General features: G+C 64.2%; 20 protein-coding genes. 11 read left to right on the forward strand and 9 right to left on the reverse strand.

Features of this window, described 5'->3' with window-relative positions; all coding sequences use genetic code 11:
• Positions 1 to 2: 2 nt before the first annotated feature.
• The 5 genes from RI103_RS27885 to RI103_RS27905 form a co-directional block, all read right to left on the reverse strand.
• Complete coding sequence (locus RI103_RS27885; protein ID WP_310815714.1) at positions 3 to 161, reverse strand: hypothetical protein; 159 nt, start codon at positions 159 to 161, stop codon at positions 3 to 5.
• 281 nt (positions 162 to 442) lie between these two features.
• Positions 443 to 793, reverse strand: coding sequence for a hypothetical protein (locus tag RI103_RS27890; RefSeq protein WP_310815715.1), 351 nt, complete (start codon positions 791 to 793; stop codon positions 443 to 445).
• A 107-nt stretch (positions 794 to 900) separates the two neighbouring features.
• Positions 901 to 1,554, reverse strand: a complete 654-nt coding sequence (locus RI103_RS27895) for a hypothetical protein (protein WP_310815716.1) — start codon at positions 1,552 to 1,554, stop codon at positions 901 to 903.
• A gap of 276 nt (positions 1,555 to 1,830) precedes the next feature.
• Positions 1,831 to 3,498: a S10 family serine carboxypeptidase-like protein gene (locus tag RI103_RS27900; protein ID WP_310815717.1), complete on the reverse strand. Its 1,668-nt coding sequence runs from the start codon at positions 3,496 to 3,498 to the stop codon at positions 1,831 to 1,833.
• Positions 3,499 to 3,571: 73 nt separating this feature from the next.
• Entirely contained in the window at positions 3,572 to 5,131 is a 1,560-nt protein-coding gene (locus RI103_RS27905) for a S53 family peptidase (RefSeq protein ID WP_310815718.1), read from the reverse strand.
• A 303-nt stretch (positions 5,132 to 5,434) separates the two neighbouring features.
• Between RI103_RS27905 and RI103_RS27910 the strand changes: the two genes are divergently transcribed.
• A complete protein-coding gene (locus RI103_RS27910; RefSeq protein WP_310815719.1) occupies positions 5,435 to 5,944 on the forward strand; it encodes a DUF1993 domain-containing protein in 510 nt (169 codons plus the stop codon).
• 108 nt (positions 5,945 to 6,052) lie between these two features.
• Here the strand turns inward: RI103_RS27910 and RI103_RS27915 are convergent, their stop codons facing one another.
• Entirely contained in the window at positions 6,053 to 6,373 is a 321-nt protein-coding gene (locus tag RI103_RS27915) for a YnfA family protein (RefSeq protein WP_310815721.1), read from the reverse strand.
• A gap of 130 nt (positions 6,374 to 6,503) precedes the next feature.
• Between RI103_RS27915 and RI103_RS27920 the strand changes: the two genes are divergently transcribed.
• Complete coding sequence (locus tag RI103_RS27920; protein ID WP_310818595.1) at positions 6,504 to 6,677, forward strand: DUF1289 domain-containing protein; 174 nt, start codon at positions 6,504 to 6,506, stop codon at positions 6,675 to 6,677.
• 57 nt (positions 6,678 to 6,734) lie between these two features.
• On the opposite strand, the gene RI103_RS27925 is transcribed toward RI103_RS27920, so the two are convergent.
• Positions 6,735 to 7,388, reverse strand: coding sequence for a LysE family translocator (locus RI103_RS27925; RefSeq protein ID WP_310815723.1), 654 nt, complete (start codon positions 7,386 to 7,388; stop codon positions 6,735 to 6,737).
• A gap of 156 nt (positions 7,389 to 7,544) precedes the next feature.
• On the opposite strand from RI103_RS27925, the gene RI103_RS27930 reads away from it, so the two are divergent.
• The 4 genes from RI103_RS27930 to RI103_RS27945 all read left to right on the forward strand — a co-directional run bounded on the left by RI103_RS27930 (position 7,545) and on the right by RI103_RS27945 (position 11,127).
• Positions 7,545 to 8,012 (forward strand): Lrp/AsnC family transcriptional regulator, encoded by a 468-nt coding sequence (locus tag RI103_RS27930; RefSeq protein WP_310815724.1) that lies wholly within the window; start codon positions 7,545 to 7,547, stop codon positions 8,010 to 8,012.
• A 65-nt stretch (positions 8,013 to 8,077) separates the two neighbouring features.
• The gene (locus RI103_RS27935) at positions 8,078 to 8,311 is read left to right on the forward strand and encodes a hypothetical protein (RefSeq protein WP_310815725.1); all 234 of its coding nucleotides are present in this window, start codon (positions 8,078 to 8,080) and stop codon (positions 8,309 to 8,311) included.
• Positions 8,312 to 9,189: 878 nt separating this feature from the next.
• Positions 9,190 to 9,348 carry a hypothetical protein gene (locus tag RI103_RS27940; RefSeq protein ID WP_310815726.1) on the forward strand — a complete coding sequence of 53 codons (159 nt, stop codon included), beginning with the start codon at positions 9,190 to 9,192 and terminating at the stop codon, positions 9,346 to 9,348.
• Positions 9,349 to 9,468: 120 nt separating this feature from the next.
• Entirely contained in the window at positions 9,469 to 11,127 is a 1,659-nt protein-coding gene (locus tag RI103_RS27945; RefSeq protein ID WP_310815727.1) for a divalent metal cation transporter, read from the forward strand.
• A gap of 60 nt (positions 11,128 to 11,187) precedes the next feature.
• On the opposite strand, the gene RI103_RS27950 is transcribed toward RI103_RS27945, so the two are convergent.
• Entirely contained in the window at positions 11,188 to 11,664 is a 477-nt protein-coding gene (locus RI103_RS27950; protein WP_310815728.1) for an OsmC family protein, read from the reverse strand.
• Between the two features lie 91 nt (positions 11,665 to 11,755).
• Positions 11,756 to 12,088: a hypothetical protein gene (locus RI103_RS27955; RefSeq protein ID WP_310815729.1), complete on the reverse strand. Its 333-nt coding sequence runs from the start codon at positions 12,086 to 12,088 to the stop codon at positions 11,756 to 11,758.
• 222 nt (positions 12,089 to 12,310) lie between these two features.
• On the opposite strand from RI103_RS27955, the gene RI103_RS27960 reads away from it, so the two are divergent.
• The 5 genes from RI103_RS27960 (at position 12,311) to RI103_RS27980 (ending at position 16,948) form a co-directional block, all read left to right on the forward strand.
• Positions 12,311 to 14,317: a VTT domain-containing protein gene (locus RI103_RS27960; RefSeq protein WP_310815731.1), complete on the forward strand. Its 2,007-nt coding sequence runs from the start codon at positions 12,311 to 12,313 to the stop codon at positions 14,315 to 14,317.
• 194 nt (positions 14,318 to 14,511) lie between these two features.
• Entirely contained in the window at positions 14,512 to 14,655 is a 144-nt protein-coding gene (locus RI103_RS27965) for a hypothetical protein (RefSeq protein ID WP_310815732.1), read from the forward strand.
• 162 nt (positions 14,656 to 14,817) lie between these two features.
• Positions 14,818 to 14,961 (forward strand): hypothetical protein, encoded by a 144-nt coding sequence (locus RI103_RS27970; RefSeq protein ID WP_310815733.1) that lies wholly within the window; start codon positions 14,818 to 14,820, stop codon positions 14,959 to 14,961.
• 320 nt (positions 14,962 to 15,281) lie between these two features.
• The gene (locus tag RI103_RS27975) at positions 15,282 to 15,965 is read left to right on the forward strand and encodes a response regulator transcription factor (RefSeq protein WP_310815735.1); all 684 of its coding nucleotides are present in this window, start codon (positions 15,282 to 15,284) and stop codon (positions 15,963 to 15,965) included.
• A complete protein-coding gene (locus RI103_RS27980; protein ID WP_310815736.1) occupies positions 15,962 to 16,948 on the forward strand; it encodes an alpha/beta hydrolase in 987 nt (328 codons plus the stop codon). The genes RI103_RS27975 and RI103_RS27980 overlap by 4 nt, the downstream gene beginning before the upstream one ends.

Genomic DNA, 16,948 nt, shown 5'->3' on the forward strand with positions numbered 1-16,948 from the left:
GCCTACCCCCGGCGCGCGTTGCGGCCCGTGCCGCGATCCGCGGACTGCACGCGCACGGGGCGCAAGGCAGCACGCTGTTTCGCCTGCTCGGCAGCAAGCTGGCGGATCACTGCCGCGCCGGCGGCGCCCAAAGCGGCCAATGACAAAAAGAAGGCGACCATTTAATTCTCCCCTGCGAAATTCGTCCTGTTTTCAGGATAGCCATAATCGACAGCAAAAGCGATGCAACACGGTGTCGTCAAAAAGACGGACTTGAAAAATCTCCGTCAATGCACTGTACCTGAATAAGCGGCGATAAAAATAGCAAAACAGCTGTTCATTTTGCGGTACAGGCGCAGCAAACGCGTTGAATGCAGACGTGGACTGCAAAAACCGGGCCGCGACACGCATCGCCACGGCATCCTGCCGGGGACCTACGCAAAAGGCGGACTGCTCCTCGTGATCAGTCCGCCGCTTGCACGTTGGCCGAACTGACCCACCATGTGTTCTTGCCCTGCGGCAGTTGAACCAGCACTGCGGACGGGTCATCGACGCCGTCGTCGGCGACTTCACATACCGCGAGGCCATCCGGCAGGCGCTTCACCTCGCCCGCCGACTGCAACAATGCAACCCGTTGCGCGCTCAACGGCCGCAACTGGCGGTACACGTCAAAGCTGATGGCCGCCGGCACGTCGCCGCGAATCTGCAACGTGTCGGCATGGCCGCAGTGCACCGACTCGGCGGCGAACACGGCGGTAGTGCCGAACAGGCAGCCGAAGGAAAGCGCCATGGCGGCAAGACGTGAATGGATCATGATGACTCTCCGAAAACCAGATGGGGCCACGGCTCGCTAGTTGCAAGCCGGGCGGTTGAATAAATGCGAATGAACGAAACAGGCGGCCACAGACGAGGCAGCCGCCTTCATGGCGGGTTGTCGCGTCCGGCGCCACGGCCGTTGTCGCCACTGGTGGCGACGTCGAGTCGGCGTACGTCGCACGACGTCTGACTAAAGCCCGAATAAACCACCGACCAATTGCCGACGATCGCGGCTTGCGCTTCGGCGAGGCTCAGTTTGCCTTCGCAGACACAGCGCTTGAGCATGACCGCCGCGCGCGCCTTGCGGCGCTCGCCCTGGTGGCCCGCCCATGGCAGAAGATCGAGATTGGCGGGAGCGTCCGGCGAGCCGCCGAGCACGATCGGCACGCGCCGGTCGAGCGCGAAGTTGACGCCGTTGTTCGCGCCGATGCCGCGCGCGGCAAGCATGCGGTCTTTGTGCGCCATCAGTTCGTCGAGCGGCGGCGCAACCGCATCCGCGTAACCTGGGCGGCAAATCGTCTCCGCCACCGATCGCTGCGTGACACGTTCGTCGAGCATGCCGGCGCTCTGCGCGCGGGCGTCGCCGATGCGTAGCGCGAGCAGCGCCGTGAAGCCAAGCGCAAGGGCCAGGCGCGTGTTGCGCTGGGGACGCGCAACGTCGCACCGGCGCGTGAGCGCCGGCAGAGCCGTTTCATGCGTACTGCTGGTCGGGTCGCCGGAATGGTGAGTGCGACGCCTGTCTGCAATGCCTGCGTTCATTCGTCGGCGCGCCGGGAGCGGCGCGCAATAGTTCAATTCGCAGACTGATTAAAACACATTCAATATGCTTAAGTAAAAAAAGCTCGCTTATGCGTGCGGCGCGCAGCGAATGCATATGCCAGATTTCGCAAGCTGATGGCAGCGGCAACGCCACCACTTACGCGGCCGCGAGTCCGCATTCGCCGCGCGGCGCCCTCCACCCATCAACAGCGCCATGCAAGGCACGCCGCGTGCGCGTCGCGGCTACGACGCGCCGGGTCGATCCATCATCGCCGGCTACTTCGGCACACGCGCTTGCAGAGCGCGGATACGGAGTAGCGCCTGCGTGTTGGACACCGTCGTGTCGTACATCTTCGCGAGATCGGCCTTGAGCGCGGTGCGCGATCCACCGTCGAGATAGACCATATGCCCCGACGGATAAAAGCGCGCCGACAGGTTCTGCCGAACCTGCTGACTGAGCAGCGGCATTTGCTGCAGATCGAGCACGGTCTGATAAAACGGCGTCACGTAGTCGAAGAAGCCATTCGCCGACAGCACCTTCAGGTCGGGATTGAGCGCCATCACGGCGGCCAGGTCGCCGGCCGTGTACAGAATGACGTTGCCTTTCGCGTCGACGCCCTTCTGCGCACCGGTCGGATCGATATGACTGAAGTCCCAGTACTGAAAGGCCTGGTCGTTCAGATCCGTGAACGACGAATTCGACGTGTACTTCAGCTGCTCGTTCAGATACACGTTCCACATCGTCGTGTAGACGCCGGTGACGGCCGTCATGGTCGGGTCGTTGCCGCCGGAATTCGGGTCGATCTTGCCGGCGATGCCCGTGCCGATCGCTGTCACCCGTCCGTCGTACTCTCCGAGCGCAAGACCTTTGGATTTCAGCAGCGTGGTCAGGAACAGCGAATTGCCCCGGCTGTCGTACGACGCGATGTCCAGACTCCACGCGAGCAGGGTCGTTTTGTCGATGCCGGTGTATTCGCTGACCTTTTCGACCGTTGCCGTGTCGGTAGTCGGAAACTTACGCAAGGCGGCCAGATAGTCGGTGCGCGCGAACTGCGCGACTTCTTCGGCGAACGTGCCGAGATCGGTCGGGCGCGGCGCGATGCCGAGCTTCTTGTGATACCACGCGTCCGCGGCCGCCGTGGGCAGCACGCCGACCGGGTTGCCGGCCTGCGTGTAGTCGAGAATCGACGATTGCAGCGTAATGCCGTTCAGATCCACGCCGTCTTCGTGCAAGCGGTAAGCGAGCACGCAACTGCGCGCCGTGCCGTACGACTCGCCGAACAGATATTTCGGCGAATTCCAGCGGTTGTTCCTGGTCAGAAAACGCTTGATGAACTGCTTGATCGCGTCCGCGTCCTGGTCGACGCCCCAGAAGTCACGGTTCTTCTTCGGCGCGATCGCCGCCGAGTAGCCGGTGCCGACCGGGTTGATGAAGACGAGGTCGCTCTTGTCGAGCAGGCTGTCCGGATTGTCTTCCATCGAATACGGCGCGGGTGGCGTGAAGCTCGGCATCGACGTCTTGATGCGGCGCGGCGCGAACGAGCCCAGCAGCACGAACACCGACGACGAACCCGGGCCGCCGTTATAGAAGAACGTCACCGGCCGGGCTTCTTCCTTCTGGTTGTCCTGCGTGAACGCCACGTAGAACATCCTGGCTTCCGGCTTCGAACTGCTCGGGTCGACGATGACGAGGTGGCCCACCGTCGCCGTGTAGTTGATCTTGTGTCCACCGATGTTGATCGAATGATGCGTGATCGCGGCACTTTCATCGGTCTCGGTGACGGAATCGTCCGGCCCGTTGCCGTAGGCGACCGGATCGAAGAACGGCTGATCCTTGGCCTTATGCGGCGCGCTGGCCGGCGCGGGCGCGGGCGACGGGACGCCCGAAGCATGCGAATTGTGCGAAGGCTGCGGACTAACAGAAGCTGACTCGGTATTCGTCATGATCGCTCCATGGGTTCGTTCACGTCCTGTATGCCGCCCCTAAGGAGACCTCCTTCGGGGCGTGTCTTGCAGACTATAGTGCGGCCGCCACCTTCTGACCATTGGGACTGCCGAGGCCCGTGCAGGCATCCCAACCTGCGGATGCCGCGAAACTGCCGTTGTTGCCTTGCGTGATGTCGTTGCACGCGCCCTTCGCCTTATACAGCTTGGGGTTGATGAATCCGGCCGGCTGCCCTTTAGCCGCATTGATGCGCGCGATCAGCGCGGCCCACAGCGGCGCGACCGCACTGGTGCCGCCGATCACTGTCTGCGTTCCGTCGATCAATACACTGTAGCCCGTCACCGGCGAAGCGTCGCCGGCCACGTCCGGCACGCCGCGCCCGCTGAGCGCCTTCTTGCCGCCGCCCGACGACGTGGCGGACAAGCCCTTCTGCCACGTCGGCACCGGGAAGGCGTGGCTCACCCCTCCACCGGTCGCGCCGCCCTGCGCACCGTCGTTCCAGACCGCCTCGTGCGAGATCGAGGTGCCCGAGGCAGTGAGGCTCGTGCCGCCGCAGGCCAGCACGTAAGGGCTCGACGCCGGGAAGTCGACCTGATCGCCGCTCAACGCGCCGTCGCTCGAACCGCTGTCGCCCGACGCCGCGCAGACGGTCACGCCGAGGGCCGCTGCCGTTTGCAGCACGCTGTTGAAGGCCTGCAACGACTGGCTGGTCCAGTTCGACTCCGGCCCGCCCCAACTGATCGAAATCACCGACGGCTTGTTGGCCGTGTCGTGCACCGCGCGGCTCACCGCGTCGATGAAGCCGGCGTCGCTGTTCTGAGTGAAATACACCGCGATCGTCGCGCCGGGCGCGATCGCGCCGACGATTTCGATGTCGAGCGTAACTTCGCCGTCCGGCCCGTTCGGATCGCCGGTCGGCTGATTGCTGCCCTGATCGACGCCGACCGATTTCACCGTGGGCGATGCGACGCCGAGGCTCGCGAAGTAGGACTTGAGGTCGCTGGTGTTATACCCGCCGCCCAGTTCGATGATGCCGACGCACTGGCCGCCGCCGTCGCCTTGCGGAAAGTGGTAGAGCGACGCGAGCTGCGGCGGCGTGAACGAAACCTGATGACCGCGGGCCGGCTGGAACGGCGGCCGGATGCGAAAGTGCGGACGCGCCTGCGGCCGGTTGTCCAGGCCAAGAACGGCTTCCACCACGCCGTGCAGATCGTCCGGCACGCTGATCGTGCCGGTGCGGCCACGGAACTGGCCGGACGTGTGGTGTTCGTAATGTTCGAGCTTGACGGCGAACGCATCCTGGAACTGGGCAATCGTGCCGCTCAGAAGGACCGAGCGCGCGGCCGGATCGTCGCGCACCACCGTCAAGCCGTGCGCGGCCGCAAAGGCCTTGACCTTGGCGATGTCGGCCGGCGCGGCGCCGTAATCCCTGGCGAGCGCCTCGCGCGACAGCGGCTTGACGCCGGGATCGCCTGCCTCGATCTTGCTCATCAGCGCGTCGAACTGCGCCTGCTGCTGACGGCGCAACATGACGAATACTTCGATCCGCTCCGCCGGATCGCATTGCCCCACGACTTTCGAACCCTGTTCCACTGTTCGCTCACTGCCTGGCAGCGGGTGCTTATTGACCATGATCTCGACCCTCCAGTTAGCGTGACGGCGCGTTCCACGGAGTGGACCTCGCACGCCACGCGCCTGCACAACCTCATCGCCTGAAGCCGGCGGCAAGTTGCTGTTTCAAGGACTTCGCCAAACCGTCCGACCAATCCATTCAAACACAGTTCCGGCATGCGCGGCAGTTATCCGAATGGCTAACGCCGCGCTCGTCAATACGCACTCTGCGCCGCTCGCGCTATGATGCTGCAGCGGCAATCCAGCCGCTACATTGCCTCGCGCGCCATCCGCGCGCACGATCGAAGAATCAGAGGAAGTCCCATGTCAATTTCGATGTATCAAGCATCACTGCCCGTGTTGATCCGCGGCCTGACGAACCTGCAGGTCATCCTGGGCAAAGCCGAAGTGCACGCTGCCGAGAAACAGATCGAGCCTTCGGTGTTCACGACCGCCCGGCTCGCACCGGACATGCTGCCGCTGGTGCGCCAGGTCTATATCGCGAGCGACACCGCGAAGGGCTGCGCCGCCCGTCTCGCCGGCGTCGAAGCGCCGAAATACGAAGACGTCGAACAGACCTTTGAAGAACTGATTGCCCGCCTTCAAAAGACGATTGATTATCTGAAGGAATTCAATGGTGAGCAGATCGACGGCTCGGAAGAACGCGCGATCACGCTGAAGATGCGCACGGGTCCGATCGAGTTCACGGGCCTGTCGTATCTGCTTGGTTTTGTGCTGCCGAACTTCTATTTTCATGTCACGACGGCGTATGACATTCTGCGTCACAACGGCGTCGAACTCGGCAAGCTCGACTATCTCGGCGGCATCAGGTGAAGGGAGCGCCTGCATGGCGCTCGAGGTTTGCGCGGATGCGGCAATGAGCGCTCGGCGAGCGCTCATTGCGAGCTGCAGCGACGGTGCGTGAGCGTCGCCCCGGCAAGCTCAAACGCGCGGCTGGAACGCGATGATCGCCATGCCGGCCAGCGTGAAGGCCGCGCCTGCCGCGTCCCACAGCGTGGGCCGCACCTTGTCGACGCACCATAGCCAGGCAATCGCCACCGCCACGTACACACCACCGTAAGCCGCATACACGCGGCCTGCGGCGGTGCCGTGCAGGGTCAGCAGCCAGGCGAACAGCGCGAGGCTGAGCGCACCCGGCACCAGCAGCCAGATCGAGCCGCCCTCTTTCAGCCAGCGCCACGGCAAATAGCAGCCGACTATTTCAGCAACGGCGGTCACGGCATAAAGCAGAAAAGTTTTCATTGAGAGTGAAGTGAGTGATGTGTTGCCACTGATAAGCTGTGGCTCTCTATTGGCTTTATTAACACAATCACTTTGCGTGCGGGCATGGCGCGTGCGAGAGTCCTCGCATTCTCTTCAATCGCATTTCGCCATGAGCATCGCGTCACCCTGCATCGACATCTGCAAGTTCGACAGCAAGACTGGCTTCTGCATCGGCTGCCTGCGCACGCGCGATGAATGCAAAAGCTGGAAAAAGATGAAGGACAAGCATCGCAGGAAAATCATCGAGGACCGCTCACGGCGCGAGCATAAGCTGAGCAAGTAAGCAGCCCTTCTGTTGCGTGGTTCGCCGCCTGGCTTCCCACGTACGCGTCCTGTCCTGTCAGTCCAGCGAGAGCCGCAACGCGAAGCCGATCAGCGCGGCCGAGAATGTCCAGCGTTGCAGCGTTTGCGCAAGCGGATGGGCCCGCATCCAGTCGGCGATCCGCGCGGCGCCGACCGCGTACATCACGTCGAAACAGGCGCCGATAGCGAGCAGCACCAGACCGAGTTCGACCATCTGCAAGGCCACCGGCCCCGCCTCCGGACGCACGAACTGCGGCAGCAGCACTGAACAGAACAGCAGCGCTTTCGGGTTCAGCAAGTTGGTCAGCAGGCCTTTGACAAACGCAGCCCGCAGCGGCCGCGATTCCACGCTCGCAATAGCACCCGCGCTCGCGCCCGCCGTCGCGCTATCAGGCAGCGCAAACACCGGCAAACGAAAAATCTGGATGCCCACCCACGCGAGGTACGCCGCGCCGCCATAGCGCACCACGTCGTACAGCCACGGTGCGCTGCGCAACAGCGCGGCCACGCCGCATGCCGAGAGCGTGACGTGCGTCGCGCGCGCGAGGCCCAGGCCGCCGGCAGCCGCGAAACCACTGCGCACGCCACGACCGATACTGGTTTGCAGCACCAGCGCCATGTCCGGCCCGGGCACGGCGTAGACGACGAATAACGCTGCGATATAAACGGCCAGCAGATGCGCGGAAATCATGAAAAGTCTCCTGTTCTTCAGGGCTCTATCTTGCAATCGTCGGCAGAGGGTTTGCTGGCGAAATACTGGCCCCATATGCTCAGGTTTGGAGGAATACGCTAACATTGCGGCTTATGCCCATGCTTTCCTCCAATCCGCCATTAACCCCACTGAGCCATGACAACCGAGCTCGATAAAACAGACCGCGCGATCCTCGCCGCGCTGCAGAAAGATGGCCGCATGTCGAATGCGCGTCTGGCCGAAGCGGTCGGCCTGAGCGAAACGCCCTGCGCGCGCCGTCTCAAGCGCCTCGAAGGCGACGGCTACATCGACCAGTACCGCGCGATGCTGTCGCGCTCCGCGCTCGGCTTCGGCGTGGTCGCTTTTGTCTACGTGCGCTTTGCCGTACACGACCGCACGGTGGCGACGCGCTTCGAGCGCGAGGTCCAGGCCATCCCGCGAATCCTGGCGTGTCACAACGTGTCGGGCAGCGCGGATTACATCCTGCAGGTAGTGGCACGCGACCTCGACGACTACGGCACGTTCATGCGCGACGAGATGCGCAGCCTGCCGGGCGTGACATCGGTGGAATCGGCGCTGTCGTTGCGCGAAGTGAAGGCCAACGGCGGCTTGCCGCTGTCCTGAACGCGAACGTGGCATAGTCCCCCCTTTGATACGGCGCGAGCCGACCAGACGAATACGGAGTTCTCATGGATCACGAACAGGCGCGAGCCGAAGAAACCGCCGCGATGCAACGCGTACTGACCGCGACGCAGCGGGTGCAGTCGGCGTTCGCGTCGCTGCAATCCCAATTCCCGCCGGCCGGCAGCGGCAAGCCTTCGCAGTTCGCGCTGCAAACATTCGACGCCGCGCTGCAGGAACTCGAAGACGCGCAAGCCGCGTTCGACGAACTGCTTGGCGAGTTGCTCGACGGCAATCGCTGAGAAGTCGTGAAGCGTGCTTCGCGAGCAAGCGACGGCGAAGCGCGCCCGAAGATCGAGTCCATCCACCGGGCATGCTCATGTGTACCCGAGAGTCAAGAACGCGCGGCAACCGCCTTGCGTTTTTCGCCAGTGCGGGCGCCTGACCAGGTCGCGGTGCGCATGAAACCCGGCCCGTCATATCGGCCAACCCTCTCCACGCCGGCGGCGAAAAACACACCCTTCATTAACCTTTCTTTCCTGTCTAAACCGAAAGACATCAGACCTCAAGCGGCCGCAACGTGGCCCAACCCACGCCCCACAAAAGAATATTTGCTTCGTTTAACGAAGCATGTTGACTTCCGCTTGCGGGAGTGCCTAAAATTCGCCGTCTTCACAAACGGGGCCCACGCCTTGGACACCAGCAGTAGTCGACTTTCGAACAGCTTCACTGCCTGACCGGCCCGACGCCCGCGCTCTCTTTTCTCAGCCGCCGTCTTGCCAGCAGGCAGACGGTGCGCGCCGCAGTAACCCTCTCCGTGCACCCTGATTAGCGCCATCCGGCCGCGCAGTGCTCACGCACGTGCGCTCCGCCGCTGGCATTGCGTCGCGAGCCTCGGCTCGCGGCAGCGTTCGCTCGTGCCGTTTCGATTCGTTCGAAACGGCACGGCCGGACGCGTGGACAAACACGTGCGTACTGAACGCCGATAAGGAGCCGCCATGGACAGTGACAGTTATCCCATATGCCGCTTAAGTGCCGCTCGGTCACGACCGAGCGGGCACGCAAAGTTTTATTTGCCCAAGGAAAGCGAGTAGACGTCCGCCGCCGCGCCTGTTGCGCCGCGCTCCGTGTCTGCTGGCTTTCCGCAATCCGCGTCAAGCCATACGCCCGGAGAAACAACATGTACTTCGCCATCCTCGTACCGACACTGCAGCAAACGCACACCCACAGCGATGCCGCTCTCGCGCAACACGGCATCAAGCCGCATTGGCTCGCCGTATCGTGGCACCGCCTCAAGGCACTCGTGTCGCGCCGCGCTTCATACACCGCTTCGTCATGACGCACGCTCCGCTCAGCGCGTCTTCGCGATCCGGCTGCGCCGCCGTCGTTCGACTGCGCGCGCCCTGCGGATCCTGAAGACGCACCGCTCAATCCAATCAAACCTACGCAGGCGGCCAGCATGTCCACACCAATCAACGTCTCACCACCGCGCAGCGCCGTTCTCGACGACGCGCACCTTGGCGATATCAAAGGCGCACTCGGCACCATCGCCCATCACGACACCGCTCCGCGCAACAGTTGGTGGGCCCGCGTGCGCACGCTGCTCGCGATTCTCGGCCCCGGCCTGATCGTGATGGTCGGCGATAACGATGCCGGTGCGTTCGGCACCTACACGCAAGCGGGACAGAACTACGGCACGACCTTGCTGTGGACCATGCTGCTGCTCGTGCCCGTGCTGTTCGTCAATCAGGAGATGGTGCTGCGGCTCGGTGCCGTGACCGGCGTCGGTCACGCACGGCTGATCTTCGAGCGCTTCGGCAAGTTCTGGGGCGCCTTCAGCGTCGTCGACCTGTTCATCCTGAACGCGCTTACGATCGTGACCGAGTTCATCGGCATTACGTTCGTGCTGCAGTACTTCGGCATTCCGAAAGTGGCGGGCGTTTGCATTGCCGCGGCGGTGACCATGGCCGCGGTCAGCACGGGCAACTTCCGGCGCTTCGAACGCTTCGCCGTGGTGCTGTGCCTGATGAGTCTGCTACTGGTGCCGGTGCTGCTGTCGATTCACCCGCCGGCCGGCCAGATGGCGCACGATTTCCTGATCCCGGGCTGGCCCGCCCATTCGAAGCTGAGCGACGTGATGCTGCTCGTGATCGGCATTGTCGGCACCACCGTTGCGCCGTGGCAGCTGTTTTTCCAGCAGAGCTACATCGTCGACAAACGCATCACGCCGCGCTTCATGAAGTACGAGAAAGCCGACCTGTGGATCGGTATCGTCTTCGTGATGATCGGCGCCGTGGCCATGATCTCGTTCTGCGCGGCGCTCTACGCGGGCAAGCCGGAATTCGGCAATTTCACGGATGCGGGCGGCGTGATCGCCGACCTCGAAAGATATGCCGGCCGCACGCCCGCCGTGCTCTTCGCTTTGGCGCTGCTCGACGCGTGCATCATCGGCGCGGCGGCGGTGTCGTTGTCCACCGCCTACGCGATCGGCGACGTCTTCAAGATCCGCCACTCGCTGCATCGCGGCGTGTCGGATGCAAAGGGCTTCTATCTCGTCTACTTCGGCATCGTGGCGGCCGCGGCGACACTGGTGCTGATTCCAGGCAGCCCGCTCGGCCTTCTGACGGAAGCGGTGCAGACGCTCGCAGGCGTGCTGCTGCCAAGCGCGACGGTGTTTCTGCTGCTGTTGTGCAACGACCGCGCGGTCCTCGGACCGTGGGTGAACTCGAAGAAGCTCAACGTGTTTACCGGCGCAGTGGTCTGGGTGCTCGTCATGCTATCCATCATTCTCACGGCATCGGTAATGTATCCGGACATTACCGGCGAAGCGATTCTTGAAGTGCTCGCAGGCGGCACGCTGATGGCGGTCGCCGGCTACGCGGCCACCGTCGTGGTCCGCAAGCTGCGCCAGGAGTCCGGGAACGCTGCGGCTCGCGAAAGCGAGTTCAGGTTGTCGAAGGAAACGCGCGATGGCTGGCGCATGCCGCCCCTGGACGAACTGCCGCCGCCGCAATTGACGATGTCCAAGCGAGTCTGGATGGGCGTGCTGCGCGGCTATCTGATCGTGGCAGTCGCGCTGGTGATCGTCAAGGTCGTGCAGATGACGCTGCTGCATTGAATCGATACCGCCGCGCCGCCGCCCGCTCCTCCTGTGAGCGGCGGCCGGGGCGTGCCTGGTTCAATGCGTGTCAGCTTCGATGACGGGCTCGCAGAGAATCGGAAAATTGACCGAGTTCGCGATATAGCACTTCTCGTGCGCCACGTGATGCAAGTGCGCGGCGAGTTCGACATCGCCGCCCGCGCGAATCACGACGTGCGGGCGCAGAACGATCAGCGAAAAACGGCCTTGCTTCGGATCGTCGAGCATGGTGCCTTCGGCGTCGTCGCGATACGCGGTGACCGCGATGCCGGCGTCCGCGCACAGATGCAGATACCAGAGTTTGTGGCAGGCGCTGGCCGAGGCGACCAGCAGATCTTCCGGATTCCAGCGATCGGCGTCGCCGAGAAAGGCCGCATCCGATGAACCTGGAATCTCGGGTTTGTTGCCCGCGGCAATGACATGATCGCGCCCGTAGTCACGGTACCCCGAAGTACCGCTTCCGCGATTGCCGGTCCACCGCACCGATACCTTGTATTTGTGCTCGCCGTAAGCCATGCCGACCTCCTATGTTTTGAATCGGATCTGGTTGCCGAGGCGTGCATTTTATACGTGGCCATCACGCGGCGGATGCGCCGCCGGTCGCCGACTAATTCCGCGGCGACATGCCCCTGCCCGCAAGATTCGGCACGCGCGGGTCCGGGTTCATGTTCAGGCTCGTACCGTTTGCCCGCATGGTGTTGAGTGCCGGACCGGCCCCTGCGCCGCCCATCGCTCCCACGCCGGGCGTCGGACTCATGCCGGCGCCCGTCCCCAGCCCCGTACCCGCCGCGGCGCCCATGTTACTGATTCCACTGGACTGCGCGCTACCCATGCCGCCCATGCCGGCAGTGCCCGGCTGGCCGACCGACTGCCCATACGCCGTCGCGGCGACACCGATTATCAGTGCCGACGCCACGATACTGCCCTTTACGATCTTCATAGCCCACTCCGTTACATCGTCGAAATTGCACGGCTGCGGTGTCCGCCTTGCAGGCCGCTCGAATAGTATGACGACGTCCGCGCCACTTCGTTCACCGCTGCCAAGCCAGGACTCGGCGGACGATGCGCGTTTCGTGAACGTCCAGGCGCTGCCGAAAAGGAATAAGAAGGCTCCCCTGCGCGTTATGATCAATCGTTATGCCAGAACGGCTGATCGCGCACGATGGAGCACGCCTACGTCCACCTCCTGCATCTGCTGGCCGGCCATCCCGGCTGGACGCTCACGGTCGTCTTCCTTGCGGCCTTTCTGGAGTCCCTCGCCGTCATCGGCACTTTCATTCCGGGCAGTACCGCCATGTTCCTCGCCGGCGCGCTGGCCGGCACCGGCTCGCTCAGCCTGGGCTGGGCACTCGTGTGGGCGATCGTGGGCGCCATCGCCGGCGACGGCATGAGCTTCTGGATCGGCTGCCGCTACAAGGACCGGATCGTCCAGTTCTGGCCGTTCCGCAAACATCCCGAGGTGCTCGAAGCAGGCCACCGCTTCTTCCGCAAACATGGCGCGAAGAGCGTCGGGCTGGCGCGTTTCATCGGCCCCTTGCGAGCGATCGTGCCGGTGGTGGCGGGCATGCTGGGCATGTCGCCGCTACGCTTCTACGCGATGAACGTGCTCTCGGCGCTGATCTGGGCGCCCGCCCATATCCTGCCGGGCATGCTATTCGGCGCCTCGGTGCTGCTGGCCGGCGCGGTCTCGTTCCGGCTCGTCGTGATCATCGCGCTGCTGGTGGGCATCGTCTGGCTGAGTTTTCGCGCCGCGCGTTTTCTGCTCTCGCACGCCAATGCGTGGTCGAGTGCGGCGGGCCGCCAGTTGGGAAGCTGGGCCTGCCGGCATCCGGGGCCGTTCGGCCGTTTCGCGCGCAGGATGCTCGACCCCGGCACACCCGACGCCAGCAGCGTCCTGCTGGCGTCGCTGGTCGTACTCGTATCGGGCGCGCTGTTTTTCGGCGTGCTCGACGACGTCATGAGCGGCGATCCGCTCACGCAAGTGGACCTCTCCGTCTATCACTTCCTGCAATCGGTACGCACGCCCTGGAGCGACACCGTGCTCGCGGGTCTCTCGACGCTCGGCAGCAGTTTCACGCTCGCGGCCCTGGTCGCGATGGTCGCGGTGTGGATGCTGCTGGAGCGGCGCTGGCGCACCGTCGGCTACTGGCTCGCCGCGGTGGTGTTTTCCCAATTGTTGATCTATGTGCTGCAGTTCGCGATGCGCCGCGCGCCGCCCAATGCGCTGATGGTCGGTGCGTATGTGTTTCCGAGCAATCACGTCGCCGCCACTGTCATCGTGTACGGTTTCCTGGCGTTCCTGCTGGCGCGCCGGGTGGGCATGCTGGAGGGAGTGCTGGTGGCGGCCGCGAGTGCGATCGTGGTGATCCTGGTCGCGCTCGCAGGACTGTACTTCGGCCGGTACTGGGTTTCCGATGCAATCGGCGGCGCCGCACTCGCGTACATCTGGGTGGCGATCGTTGCGTTGACAGCGATGTGGCGGCACCCGGAACCGCCGCCGGAACGCGCGTTCATGCCCGTGGTGGTGCTGGTGGTCGTACTGGTCAGCGTGGGTATGCAGATCGGCTTGAACATGCCCACTCCGCCACCGGACAGCGCGCTGCGTCCACCGCCCGTGCTGGTCACGCAGTCGGAGTGGACGCTCTCCGTGTGGAAGCGGCTGCCGTGCTACCGCTCGGATATGGGCGGCGACCGCAAGGAGCCGCTCACGCTGCAGTGGGTCTCGAACCTCGAGTCGATCCGCGGACAGTTGCGCGCCCAGGGGTGGGTCGAGGGCACGGATGTCACGGCGCACAGCCTGCTCTCAATCGCCTCGCCGAATGTGGCGGCGGTGTCGCTGCCGGTCTTGCCGAAGCTCAATAACGGCGTGCCTTCCTCGGTGGTCTTCATGCGTCCGGGCGACACGCGCGACGAACGCGACGTGCTGCGCTTCTGGCCCAGCGGCTACGCGGTGGAGAACGGCACGTCCGTCACGCCACTATGGGTCGGCGCTTTCGCGCACGAACGGCTGTCGCGGCCGTCGTGGCCCATCAACATTCTGCGGGTCGACCGGGAGATGACCTCGTTCGATGCGCACGAGAAATCCAGTGCGGGCCTGGGCGCGGCGCTCGTCGCCCGAGTCAGTTGCCATGGCGTGCCGGTGTCGTTGCTCGCCTCCCCCACGGAATGAGCGCGTTCGCTGCTCCGCCGAAGAAATCCTTCTGCGCTCAATCAGTTATGTCGCTTGGCCAGGAGTTGTCCACAGGGATGTGAACAATTTCTGTGGATAAGGTCACCTGACGCGCCACGCCCGTCACGGTCCGCCACCTGACCCATCACCGGCGACCGACAAGTCTTCCACCGGCCTGGGCGCTCGCGTTCGGCATGCTGGTGCTCGCGGACATCGCGATGGTTTACGCGCCGGCGCTGCCCCATTCGACGGGCGTGATGGCAACCGTGATCGCGCTCGTCGCCGCGCTCAAGTTCACGTCGTGGTATCCCACGCAGCGCGCGGTGAGGCAGGCATAGCGCCGTCAATGGCGCTTCGCGGCCCTGCGCTTGTCCACCGCCGCATTCATAAAACCCCGTAATTTCCCGCTAATTTACGAGGCTCAAGATGACTCTGTACCGCACGGAACGACCCACCAGGATCTCCGCAGATGCGGTTCGGTCATCACGAGGATTAGCATCATGGACACGCAAACCGTCCTTCACACCCAGTCCGAAGACACCGCGAACGCAAGCGCCGCGGCCTCCGAGGCAGCGCAAGAGGCGCCGCTATCCGACGAAGATCTGCTGCCGTTCTACCTGCTCGCCATGGCCGGCGCCTATTGACGGCACCTCGCGCCGGCGCGCCGCGTCAGCTGGCGGTTCGGCGTGTCGTATGCGCCAGCGGGAACCCGGCGCGCGGCGAGTCCGGGGCGTCCATCGCTTCAGTGATCGCTTCGCGCGCAGCGAAGTCTTCCAGTCGTCCTGCATCCACTCTTGTCCCGGCACGCGCCAGACCCTTCATCCTTCGACCAGATCGGCACTCCGGATCATGCCGCCGCGCGTGCGTCGGTTATCATTCAATCGCTCGCATACCGTGGCCGGGCCACGCGTGTGAGTGCGAGCTGCGAGTCAGGCACGGCCTGGCTGTTGCCGACAGGACGATCATGAGAATTCTCCTCGTTGAAGACGACCTGCAGATCGGCCAGAGTCTGCTGCGTGCACTCAAGGACGCCGACTATAGCGTCGACTGGGTCAGGGACGGCGTCGCTGGGCGAGACGCCATGGCCAACGCCGAATACACCGTCGTGCTGCTCGACCTGGGCTTGCCGGGCATGAGCGGCATCGAACTGCTGAAGGCGGCGCGCGTTGCCGGCAACGCGGTCCCGGTGCTGATCCTGACCGCCCGCGACGATCTCGATTCGCGCGTCCAGGGTCTCGATGTCGGCGCCGACGACTACCTGCTCAAACCTTTCGACGTCCCCGAACTGCTTGCCCGCATCCGCGCGGTGCTGCGCCGCAAGGCCGGCTACGCGTCGTCGCGTCTGGGCGACGAATCGCTCAGCCTCGATCTCGACAAACGCACGCTGACCTGCAACGGCACCACGACCGCGCTCTCCGCACGCGAATTCGCGCTGATGCTCGCATTTCTCGAACGCCCCGGCACGATCCTGTCGCGCGAACAGCTCGAAGACCGGCTGTACGGTTGGGGCAAAGAGGTCGAAAGCAACGCGGTCGACGTGCTGATTCATTCGGTGCGCAAGAAGTTCGGACTCTCGGTGATTCGCAATGTGCGCGGGCTCGGCTGGACCGTCATGCTCGGCGAAGCCGGCAAAGGACCGGCGTCGTGACACGCCTGCGCAGGCTCATCGCGGCTGCTTCGCTGGCGGCGCTATTCGGCGCCACGCAGGCCACGCTCGTCGAAGCGAAAACCGTCCACTACGCGAACGAAAAGGCCTGTCCTGTCGTTGCCGATCGCCCGGACCTCAAGCCGTCGATTCGCGAGCAGATCGCGCATACGGTGAACGGCGACATCGCGTACTACCGCTTCGGCCGCGGCACGCCGATCGTGCTGCAAACCGGCTTTCGCGCGACGCTGGCCGAATGGGACGCGGCCTTTCTGACCGATCTCGCCAGGCGGCACGAGGTGATCGTCTTCGACAACCGCGGCATCGGCCGCTCCGAACCGGCGGCGTCCGCCTTTTCGGCGCGGGACATGACGCTCGACGCGGCCGCGCTGATCGACGCGCTGCGGCTCTCCGACGTCACCTTCGTCGGCTGGTCGATGGGCGGCGCCATTGCCCAGCAACTCGCGCTCGATGCGCCGCTCGCCGTGCGGCGCATCGTCCTCATGAGCGCGCCGGCGCCGGGACACCTCGGCGTGCCGGTGACGCCCGACGTCGAAGCCACCCTGTCCGGCAAACCGGACACGACCTTCATGGACGTCATGCGAGTCCTGTTTCCGCCCGCTGCGGTGGACGCAGCGCAACGCTGCTTCAGTAAGAATATGTTCCAGCCTGCCGACTATCGGCCGCCCGCCATTTCGGCGACGGTGACCGAAGGGCAGTCCGCGCTGCTGCACGATTGGGCCGGCGACGAAGCCGCCGCAGCAGCGCTGAAAAACGTGCACCTCGCCACCCTGGTCCTGACGGGCGCCGACGATCAGGTTCTGCCGAAGCAAAACTCGGAGGCGCTCGCCGAGCAGATTCCGCATGCGCAACTGCTCGTCGTGCGTTCGGCGGGGCACGCAATGATGTATCAATACCCGCGCGCGCTCGCCGCCGCGATCGATGCGTTCATCGCAAGGTCGCGCTCGCCCGGCAGCGGCGAATGA

It is taken from the genome of Paraburkholderia sp. FT54 (assembly GCF_031585635.1).
In the GTDB taxonomy this organism is placed as follows: domain Bacteria; phylum Pseudomonadota; class Gammaproteobacteria; order Burkholderiales; family Burkholderiaceae; genus Paraburkholderia.

Coding starts and splice junctions, on each gene's coding strand:
- RI103_RS27885 (WP_310815714.1), bottom strand. CDS start 161: ATGGTCGCCTTCTTTTTGTCATTGGCCGCTTTGGGCGCCGCCGGCGCG.
- RI103_RS27890 (WP_310815715.1), bottom strand. CDS start 793: ATGATCCATTCACGTCTTGCCGCCATGGCGCTTTCCTTCGGCTGCCTG.
- RI103_RS27895 (WP_310815716.1), bottom strand. CDS start 1,554: ATGAACGCAGGCATTGCAGACAGGCGTCGCACTCACCATTCCGGCGAC.
- RI103_RS27900 (WP_310815717.1), bottom strand. CDS start 3,498: ATGACGAATACCGAGTCAGCTTCTGTTAGTCCGCAGCCTTCGCACAAT.
- RI103_RS27905 (WP_310815718.1), bottom strand. CDS start 5,131: ATGGTCAATAAGCACCCGCTGCCAGGCAGTGAGCGAACAGTGGAACAG.
- RI103_RS27910 (WP_310815719.1), top strand. CDS start 5,435: ATGTCAATTTCGATGTATCAAGCATCACTGCCCGTGTTGATCCGCGGC.
- RI103_RS27915 (WP_310815721.1), bottom strand. CDS start 6,373: ATGAAAACTTTTCTGCTTTATGCCGTGACCGCCGTTGCTGAAATAGTC.
- RI103_RS27920 (WP_310818595.1), top strand. CDS start 6,504: ATGAGCATCGCGTCACCCTGCATCGACATCTGCAAGTTCGACAGCAAG.
- RI103_RS27925 (WP_310815723.1), bottom strand. CDS start 7,388: ATGATTTCCGCGCATCTGCTGGCCGTTTATATCGCAGCGTTATTCGTC.
- RI103_RS27930 (WP_310815724.1), top strand. CDS start 7,545: ATGACAACCGAGCTCGATAAAACAGACCGCGCGATCCTCGCCGCGCTG.
- RI103_RS27935 (WP_310815725.1), top strand. CDS start 8,078: ATGGATCACGAACAGGCGCGAGCCGAAGAAACCGCCGCGATGCAACGC.
- RI103_RS27940 (WP_310815726.1), top strand. CDS start 9,190: ATGTACTTCGCCATCCTCGTACCGACACTGCAGCAAACGCACACCCAC.
- RI103_RS27945 (WP_310815727.1), top strand. CDS start 9,469: ATGTCCACACCAATCAACGTCTCACCACCGCGCAGCGCCGTTCTCGAC.
- RI103_RS27950 (WP_310815728.1), bottom strand. CDS start 11,664: ATGGCTTACGGCGAGCACAAATACAAGGTATCGGTGCGGTGGACCGGC.
- RI103_RS27955 (WP_310815729.1), bottom strand. CDS start 12,088: ATGAAGATCGTAAAGGGCAGTATCGTGGCGTCGGCACTGATAATCGGT.
- RI103_RS27960 (WP_310815731.1), top strand. CDS start 12,311: ATGGAGCACGCCTACGTCCACCTCCTGCATCTGCTGGCCGGCCATCCC.
- RI103_RS27965 (WP_310815732.1), top strand. CDS start 14,512: ATGCTGGTGCTCGCGGACATCGCGATGGTTTACGCGCCGGCGCTGCCC.
- RI103_RS27970 (WP_310815733.1), top strand. CDS start 14,818: ATGGACACGCAAACCGTCCTTCACACCCAGTCCGAAGACACCGCGAAC.
- RI103_RS27975 (WP_310815735.1), top strand. CDS start 15,282: ATGAGAATTCTCCTCGTTGAAGACGACCTGCAGATCGGCCAGAGTCTG.